This window comes from Nosocomiicoccus sp. HMSC059G07, from assembly GCF_001815515.1.
GTDB classification, from domain to species: Bacteria; Bacillota; Bacilli; order Staphylococcales; family Salinicoccaceae; genus Nosocomiicoccus; species Nosocomiicoccus ampullae_A.
Map to the genome: position 1 here is coordinate 1 of NZ_KV820805.1, position 8,662 is coordinate 8,662.

An 8,662-nucleotide genomic window follows, 5' to 3' on the forward strand; every position below is an offset into this window, starting at 1 on the left:
TTTGAAAAGCGCAATATTTACTATAGCACGTTCAAAAAATTAAAGCAAGTTATTTTTTGATATTTTAAAATTTATTTTTCGTGCGTCTGTCGTTTCTTGATTTTGACGACTTTTATATAATAGCAAGTAAACAAAAAATGGTCAAGCGTAAAAATATATCTTTTTTAAAAAAACTTTAGAGCGCTCGTGTAGCGCTCTAAAGTTATAGACTTTTATTTGTCTTTCTTAACGATACCGCGTGCGATTCTATCTTCTTTAGATGCTTCAATATATTTTGGCAATCTAAGTAATTGGTACGCATTTAATATGAGTACAGTAAATATCGAACGGTAAATCCAAGTCGTATCTTCTACTGATATAAATGGTAGTAGTGTTAACGACGTCATAAATATCATAAAGAATAGTGATGGTATAAAGATATTCTTTTCGACTTGTTTATTTTTAACATATGCGACTACGAATCCAACAATTACGACAATAATTGGTATCCATATAAACTCAAACGTTGAACCGTGATCTTTTCCAACTTTGAAAAATCTTAAGTAGAAAAGATCGAATATCGCATACATAATAAGAAGTATTTGTACGTATGGCCAAATGCCTCTAAATATCCCGAGCCCAAGTGGGTTAATGAATAAGTATATATAGAAAACGACTTGCGCGACAGTCGCGATAATAAGTCCGTATCCTATAATCCATATTAAACCGACGAAAAACTCAGAAAAGTCCCCTTTAAACAAATGACTCGTGACATTTTCATATTCTGTAAACAGACTGATAAATGTAGACGCAATCACACCGATAATTAACGTCGTAAAGTAAAACTTAACAACATATTTTGAACTCATTCTTCTTCCTCGATAATGCGTTTTGCGATTTTCTCATAATGATCGCTAATTTCACCTTCAAGGTAAACGGACGGTGCAAAGTCTTCTTTGTCAAAGTTTGGTTGGCCAAGTGGAATCTGCCCGAGTAACGGCACGTTTAACTCTTCCGCGAGTTTTTGTCCGCCACCTTTACCGAATATATATTCCTTATTGCCTGTTTCTTTACTTTCAAAGTAAGACATATTCTCTACAACACCTAAAATCTCGTGATCCGTATGAATTGCCATCGCTCCTGCACGAGCTGCAACGAATGCTGCTGTTGGATGTGGTGTCGTTACGATAATTTCTTTACTTTCAGGTAACATTTGATGTACGTCAAGCGCAACATCTCCTGTTCCTGGTGGTAAATCGAGTAGAAGATAGTCTAGGTCGCCCCATTCTACTTCTTTAAAGAAGCTCGTTAGCATTTTACCGAGCATTGGCCCTCTCCAAATGACAGGCGTATTCTCCTCAACAAAGAATCCCATAGAAATAACTTGAACCCCGAAGCGTTCAACCGGAATAATTTTTTTATCTTTAATTTCGGGTTGCTCTGAAATCCCCATCATATCCGGCACACTAAACCCGTATATATCTGCGTCGATGATTCCAACTCTTTTACCAAGCTTTTGTAATTTAACCGCAAGGTTTACTGTGACCGTTGATTTACCAACGCCACCTTTACCAGATGCTACAGAGATGAACTTCGTTTTCTCCATATCAAACTGGCTTTCGTATTGGTTACCCATCGTCGCTTTATGTTTATTAATTTCTTCTTCTGGTAATTCGTCAAAACGAAGACCGACACTGTTAGCGCCCGCTTCTTTTAATAAATTAACGATTTTAATTTGTAAGTCTAACTGTTCTTGTCCCCCTAAACGTCCAATTAAAATCTTTAAGCTGACGTGTCCTTTATCTTCTATTATTTTGACTGATTCGACACCACTCGTTTCAGAAATCGGTACGTTTAAAATCGGATCGTTTACACTCTCCACTATTTGACGTACTTCTGACTCTGTTATCATTTAAAATCCCCTCTCGATAATCGCTATTTGAACTTATATTATCATAATAAGCGATTGCTTCATGCAATAAAATGCGTATGAAGTCTGATTTTATGTTAAATCATGTAGAACACGATACCGATATAATGAGCGACACTCGCGATAATTATAAAAAAGTGCCATATCATATGGAAGTATCGCTTATCTTTTTGCGCATAGAACCATGCGCCAATTGTATATAATACGCCACCTATAAAAAGCATGACTAAAAACATAATATTTGTACCAAATAATACGGCAGGTAAAAACGGTACAATCATCCACCCCATCACAAGATAAAACGCTAAGCTAATTTTTGGACTGACTTTCGGACTTAACGTCTTATATAGTACACCTAAAATCGCCGCACTCCACTGGAGTATGAGAATCGTATATCCAGAAAATCCACCGATAACGCTAAGCGCGACTGGTGTATACGTACCGGCAATCGCAATGTATATACAACTATGGTCAATTAAACGCATGACATATTTGTGATGTGTGCCCGGTGCCATAATATGGTAAATCGTCGACGATAAAAACATTGTAATAATTGAAATGACATACACGCTACCGCCAAACGCATGCATTGCCCCACCTTCTACATACATATATATAGCAGTAAAAGGAAGTAAAAATATAAATAGAAATGTTGCGACACCGTGACTGACGCTATTTCCTACTTCTTCACCAAACGATAAAGGAATAATGTGTTTTAAAGTTTTTTCAACAGAGATATTATTTTCTTTCATCTATATCAGTTCGTACCTCTCAAGATCACGACGCGCTGTTTCCACACTATCTTGACCCTCTTTGTTTTTAAGTGGTGAAAATTCTCCTGCACGGTCCACTTGAAGCGTTTTATGTTTATTTGCAACGATAAATGCGTCGAAATAGAACTTTTCAAATTTTAACGCTTCTTCTTTTACTAGCTTTAAATCATCATCTAAAAATTCCAAGTTTTTAAGCGCGAGGTGATATGGCATATCCGCTTCTGCCGCTTTTTCAATAAACGGAATACTAAATACGTGAATCCCGATGTTTCCATTTGTAAATGACGCGTCTTCTCCGTCAGGAATTTCAGTGTATTCAACGACTGTTTTCTTACCGTCAAGTAACGCGAGTCGACCGACACTTTCATTTAGTTTAGGCGTGATTGATTTTGACGTCACTTCATTTTTTTCATCTAAATGAAGACCGACAAGTACTTCGTCGAGTACTTTTACGACGACATTGTCAACGTTATTCATAAACACCGCTTCAACGCCACGCGATTTCATATCTTCTAGCATACCGCTCGCTTTAAGGGCACTAAATATTCCACCGTTTCCGTTCGGTGTAATCATTATTTCTTCATCTTTAGTTAATAGTAACTCTCCAGATTTTGATAGAGACGGAAAATGCTCTTGCTTAAAGAAGTGAACATTTTCTTTTGGTAATCCGAAGTAGTTTTTTTCTTCGAAAAATTGAACTGTTTCATCGTGATTAATGTCGCTCGTCATAATGTACCAATGAACGTTTAACACGTCTTCTTTTTTATATTTTAAGATTTGACGCGCTTGAAGTTCAAAAAGCGATACGTCGTCAAACATAAACGTACCTTTCGGACCGTCGTACCCGAGGCGTGTCCCTTGTCCACCAGCCATTAAAAGTACCGCGACTTTTCCGTTTTCAATCGATGTATGTGCTAAACGTTCTAATGCTTCTACGTCTAACTCTTCTTTTGTCACGTACGGGACTTCTTCAACGTTTGACGTATCAAACGTCGTCTGATTTACATATACGTCTTCATAGACAGATTTAACTCTTTCTAAATCTAGCTCGTTTAACTGTGCATCTACTTTTTCTTTTGATGTTTCTCTAAGCTTGTCATATTGCGGAATCCATCGTTTCAATATATACACCTCTATTCTGTAATCACTTTTTTAATGAGTATTGGATGAACTTCTTCTTCACCAAACGTATAACAATCTTTAACGCGTGAAATGACGTCATCCACATTTTCTTTGTTAGAGTGAATCACTGCTAGTGTGTCTCCAACTTCTACTTTATCTCCAACTTTTTTCTCTAGAACGATACCGACCGCTAAGTCAATCTCACTTTCTTTCGTTTCACGTCCAGCACCTAAAATCGATGCTGCTATACCCATATTTTCAGACTCAATTTGCGTGACGTATCCTGCTTTGTCTGATTTTACTTCAATCGTATATTCAGCAGTAGGTAATAGGCTGTAGTCATCAATCACGTCACCGTTACCACCTTGACTTACTATGAGTTGTCTAAATTTTTCAAGTGCCGAACCATCTTCGATTGCTTTCTCTAATAGTCCACGTGCTTCTTCTAAACTGTTTGCACCGCCACCAAGAACAACCATTTGACTACCGAGGACAAGCGATAATTCCGTAAGATCTTCTGGACCTTTCCCTTTTAACGTTTCAATTGCTTCAATCACTTCTAGCGCGTTACCAATCGCATAACCGAGTGGCTCTTCCATGCTTGAAATAACTGCCATCGTATTTCGTCCGACATTATTACCAATTTGTACCATCGTATGTGCGAGTGCCTCTGCGTCTTTTTCGTTTTTCATAAATGCACCGTCACCAACTTTTACGTCGAGAACAATACCATCTGCACCTGCTGCGATTTTTTTAGACATAATCGAACTTGCGATTAGTGGGATCGAGTTTACTGTTCCTGTAACATCACGTAAAGCGTAAATCAGTTTATCTGCTGGAGTTAAGTTACCTGATTGTCCGACTAGTGCAAGTTTTTGTTTGTTTACGAGATCGATAAATTCTTCTTGAGATAATTCAACATGGAATCCTTCCATCGCTTCAAGCTTATCAACCGTTCCACCTGTATGCCCTAGCCCTCTTCCACTCATTTTAGGCACTGGAACGCCAACTGCTGCAACGAGTGGTGCTAATACTAACGTCGTAGTATCACCAACACCACCTGTCGAGTGTTTATCTACTTTAAACCCTTCGATTCCAGATAAGTCGATTTGATCTCCCGACTCAACCATTTCCATCGTTAACGTTGCAACTTCATCTTCTGTCATACCGTTTAAAAAGATTGCCATCAGTAGACTCGATGCTTGATAATCTGGGATATCTCCATTTGTATATCCTTGAACAAACGATTTAATCTCTTCTTTTGATAATTCGATATTGTCACGTTTTTTTGTAATGATGTCTATCATTCTTGTCATATTCATACACTTCCTTAACTTTTTTCGAACATATTTTTCTATTCTTACATTATAACGTATCCTATTTAAATGATAAAATAAACGAATGTTGCACGAGATTAATATTCATTGCATAATTAAGTTACATAACGAAGGGTGGTTTATACATGAGTCCGACGAGAGAAGATTACTTAAAAATCATATATGAACTCGGTGGCGAGTTTTCTAGAGTATCTAATAAATCGATATCTCAAAAACTCAATATTTCACCACCAACTGTTACTGAGATGATGAACAGCCTAGTTAAAATCGGCTGGATCGATTTAAAGCCGTATCACGGAAGTATGCTTACCGCTGAAGGCGCAGAAGAAGCAAAACGACTCGTCCATAAACATCGTCTATGGGAAGTGTTTCTCGTTGAAAAACTTGGTTTTTCTATCGATGAGGTTCACGACGAAGCTGAACTATTAGAGCACTCGACTTCAGATAAACTCGCTGAAAGAATATACGAATATCTAGGACGTCCAAAATATTGTCCACATGGCGGAGCAATTTTACCTGAAGATATGGAAATCGCAGATCGCCACGCAAAGATCTTACCGGACATAAACATCGACGACTCTGTCGTCATCCAGCGTTTCGTAAACGAAGACCGACTCGTACATTACTTTAAAAACCAAAACTTAAACATAAACGACGTCGTCACTGTAAAGAACTTCGATGATATGCTCGACTCATACGAACTATACAATGAAACAAACGGAGAAATCGTATATATATCCTCAACAATCGCACAATTTATATTCGTTCGACCATTATAAAAGCCGCGTCCGTTTATACGGACACGGCTTGTTTTATTTAAATGAGTTTATAATGTTTTAACGCATGATATAATCCGTCGTCATCGACGTGACTCGTGACATATTCGGCGACTGATTTCGTTTCATCGACACCGTTACCCATCGCAACAGAGTGCTTAACGAGCTTTAACATGTCATAATCGTTCGGTCCGTCTCCAAATGCATAGACGTCATCTTCATTAAATCCGAGCTTTTCGATCACTTTTTTAACTGTTTCTGCTTTAGATCCGCCTTTTGGCATTACGTCTAACGACACTCGATGCCATCTTAAAAAGTCTAACTCACTATATCTTTCTTTATAATAGTCTTCTTCATCTTCTGTACAGAAGAGTAATCCTTGGTACACTTCGTTTTCAAGGTGGAAGTTTTCATTATGTCCAGGTGATTGATCGAACTTTAAAGAGCCTAACCCTTCGTTGATTCGGCTATGACCTTTTATATTTGACACCATATGTGTATCGTTTAAATAGACGACTGGATGGTTATGTTTTTTAGCGTCTTTAGATATTTCTTCTAACAAGTCACTCGGAATCGGATTTTTGTAAATCACTTCTCCATCAACGACTGCGTATTGTCCGTTTAATGCGATGAACGACTCAATACCTAACTCTTCTCTTAAATCTTTAAATAAAAACGGTGCGCGACCTGTCGCAATGACTAACGTATGTCCATCTTTTTTAAGAGACTCAATCGCACGTTTAGTAGATTCTGGTACTTTGACCGATGTATTATAAAGTGTTCCGTCAATGTCAAAAAACAATAATTTTTTCACCATTTAGTCCTCCATAATTGATTGTTTTGCAAGATTATCTGCGCGCTCGTTATAAAAATCTCCAGTGTGTGCTTTCACTTTTATAAAATCTACTTTGATTTGGTGCATCAGTTGCTCCATTTGCTTCTGATATTCTTTTGTTGTCGGTTTATTTGCACGCCACTCTTTCGTTGCCCATTTTTCTAAACCTGCATAGTCATAATGGACGTGAATTTTATCGTACTGATTTGAAATCGCATAGTTAACTGCATATAGTACTCCACCAATTTCAGCGCTGACGTTCCATAAGTTGTTTTCTTTATTAATAGCAATCTCTTTCGACGCTTCGTGTATTACTTTACCATCTTCAATTAGAATTGCACCAAATCCTGCGCGTTCTGATCGCTTATCATAACTCCCGTCAACATACGCGATAAGCCCATCTAACTTTATAGCTTCTTTTTTGTTTAAATTTATAAACTGAAGTGCTTCATCTTCAGTTTTAAATGATTTATACTCTGCACCGCTAAAACCCATCACTTCGCGCTTTGCAGTGTCCCAATCTCTATAAATACCAGGGCTTCTCCCTTTACGTACTGCATAATATTTACTCATATGTCTCCTCCACGGTTCATTGTACCAAAAAAGGCAGACCGGAGTCTGCCTTCGTGATATTACATTTCATCAGATTTATCTTCTTTTTCCCCTGGGGGAATGCCGATTTCTTCATCCGCTTCAATATGCGTGACAAATGGCGCTTCTTTTAAACTTTCGTATTGTGACTCATCGAGATCGATTGTCTTCATGTTCATGTTGTCCATCTCATTAATCACATCTGATTCTTCTACACCATATTCTTTTAAGTCTTCTAATGTAACGTCACGATTAAACGAGACGATGTAACGTGTTTTTGTCATATCTTTATCTACATCTTTCTCTTCAATATTTTCTTTTGGTTCTTCGACGTTTTCGGACGGCTCTTTTGTATCTGTATTCGTTGAACATGCAGCTAAAAGTAGCGACATTGACATCAACATGATATAGCGTTTCAACACTATCAGCTCCGATCCATTATTTTGCGCGTTTTTTATCAGTAAATATGCTGATGAAAAACACAAAAAAGATACTTAAAATGAGTTTAATAATATGTTTCATACGTATATTATAACTCATTGCTTGCTGGTTTCGCTTGTTCTGAACCGTAAATATCTTCTAAGAACTCTTCTTTTTCGCTGTCAGTAATATATTTAACCCCAATACCTGTCGCAGCTAAAATGAGTGCAATAATTGGTACAGAGAAGTTTAAAATCGCATATGGGCCGTAATCCCAAGCGTACACTCCTAACGTTCCATATATAAATACCCCACACGTATTCCAAGGGATAAATACAGACGTTAACGTACCACCATCTTCTAAGCTTCGCGATAAGTTTTTCGGATGTAGTTTATTGTCTATATATGATTTTAAGTACATTCTTGACGGTACAACGATTGAAATATATTGTTCAGAACACGTTGCGTTTGTGAAAAACGCTGAAGCAAGCGTAGCTGAAATTAAACCAAATGTACCTTTTGCGATTTTTAAAATTTGGTTCATAATCGATTGAAGCATGCCTGAGTACTCCATAATCCCTGCGAAAGTCATCGCAACGATTGTCATCGAAACAGTATACATCATGTCGAGTAATCCACCGCGGTTAAACAGTGTATCTACACTTTCGTTACCACTTTCTAAAGCGTATCCGTTTGTTAAGACGTCAATTGACGTGCTGAGTGATCCACCTTGAACAAATACTTGAGCAAGTACCCCGAGCATCGCACCGATGAATAGTGCAGGTGCAGCACTCATTTTTAATACGATTAAAACGATAACAATGACTGGTACTAAAAATAGCCACGGTGAAATGACAAAGTTATCTGGAAGATTTTATAATCAACCTAGCCACTTAAAA

9 protein-coding genes and 1 pseudogene are annotated in these 8,662 nt (G+C 37.6%); 1 reads left to right on the forward strand and 9 read right to left on the reverse strand.

Annotated features, from left to right (window positions below):
* Positions 1–212 precede the first annotated feature (212 nt).
* The 5 genes from HMPREF3029_RS02940 to HMPREF3029_RS02960 all read right to left on the reverse strand — a co-directional run bounded on the left by HMPREF3029_RS02940 (position 213) and on the right by HMPREF3029_RS02960 (position 5,120).
* Complete coding sequence (locus HMPREF3029_RS02940) at positions 213–848, reverse strand: KinB-signaling pathway activation protein (RefSeq protein WP_070709651.1); 636 nt, start codon at positions 846–848, stop codon at positions 213–215.
* Entirely contained in the window at positions 845–1,891 is a 1,047-nt protein-coding gene (locus HMPREF3029_RS02945; protein WP_070709653.1) for an Mrp/NBP35 family ATP-binding protein, read from the reverse strand. The genes HMPREF3029_RS02940 and HMPREF3029_RS02945 overlap by 4 nt, the downstream gene beginning before the upstream one ends.
* A gap of 95 nt (positions 1,892–1,986) precedes the next feature.
* Complete coding sequence (locus HMPREF3029_RS02950; protein ID WP_070709654.1) at positions 1,987–2,661, reverse strand: PAQR family membrane homeostasis protein TrhA; 675 nt, start codon at positions 2,659–2,661, stop codon at positions 1,987–1,989.
* Positions 2,662–3,807, reverse strand: coding sequence for a UTP--glucose-1-phosphate uridylyltransferase (locus HMPREF3029_RS02955; protein WP_083314962.1), 1,146 nt, complete (start codon positions 3,805–3,807; stop codon positions 2,662–2,664).
* Between the two features lie 8 nt (positions 3,808–3,815).
* Positions 3,816–5,120, reverse strand: coding sequence for a pyrimidine-nucleoside phosphorylase (locus HMPREF3029_RS02960; protein WP_070709662.1), 1,305 nt, complete (start codon positions 5,118–5,120; stop codon positions 3,816–3,818).
* Positions 5,121–5,266: 146 nt separating this feature from the next.
* Between HMPREF3029_RS02960 and HMPREF3029_RS02965 the strand changes: the two genes are divergently transcribed.
* Complete coding sequence (locus HMPREF3029_RS02965) at positions 5,267–5,920, forward strand: metal-dependent transcriptional regulator (protein ID WP_070457080.1); 654 nt, start codon at positions 5,267–5,269, stop codon at positions 5,918–5,920.
* A gap of 37 nt (positions 5,921–5,957) precedes the next feature.
* Here HMPREF3029_RS02965 and HMPREF3029_RS02970 read toward each other — a convergent pair whose 3' ends face one another.
* The 4 genes and pseudogenes from HMPREF3029_RS02970 to HMPREF3029_RS02985 form a co-directional block, all read right to left on the reverse strand.
* The gene (locus tag HMPREF3029_RS02970) at positions 5,958–6,734 is read right to left on the reverse strand and encodes a Cof-type HAD-IIB family hydrolase (protein ID WP_068129537.1); all 777 of its coding nucleotides are present in this window, start codon (positions 6,732–6,734) and stop codon (positions 5,958–5,960) included.
* Complete coding sequence (locus HMPREF3029_RS02975; protein ID WP_070709665.1) at positions 6,735–7,325, reverse strand: ribonuclease H1 domain-containing protein; 591 nt, start codon at positions 7,323–7,325, stop codon at positions 6,735–6,737. It lies immediately after the preceding gene.
* Positions 7,326–7,384: 59 nt separating this feature from the next.
* Complete coding sequence (locus HMPREF3029_RS02980; protein WP_144265398.1) at positions 7,385–7,765, reverse strand: hypothetical protein; 381 nt, start codon at positions 7,763–7,765, stop codon at positions 7,385–7,387.
* Between the two features lie 107 nt (positions 7,766–7,872).
* A pseudogene (locus HMPREF3029_RS02985) lies at positions 7,873–8,634 on the reverse strand (Na+/H+ antiporter NhaC family protein); the annotation flags it as partial.
* Between the last annotated feature and the right edge of the window lie 28 nt (positions 8,635–8,662).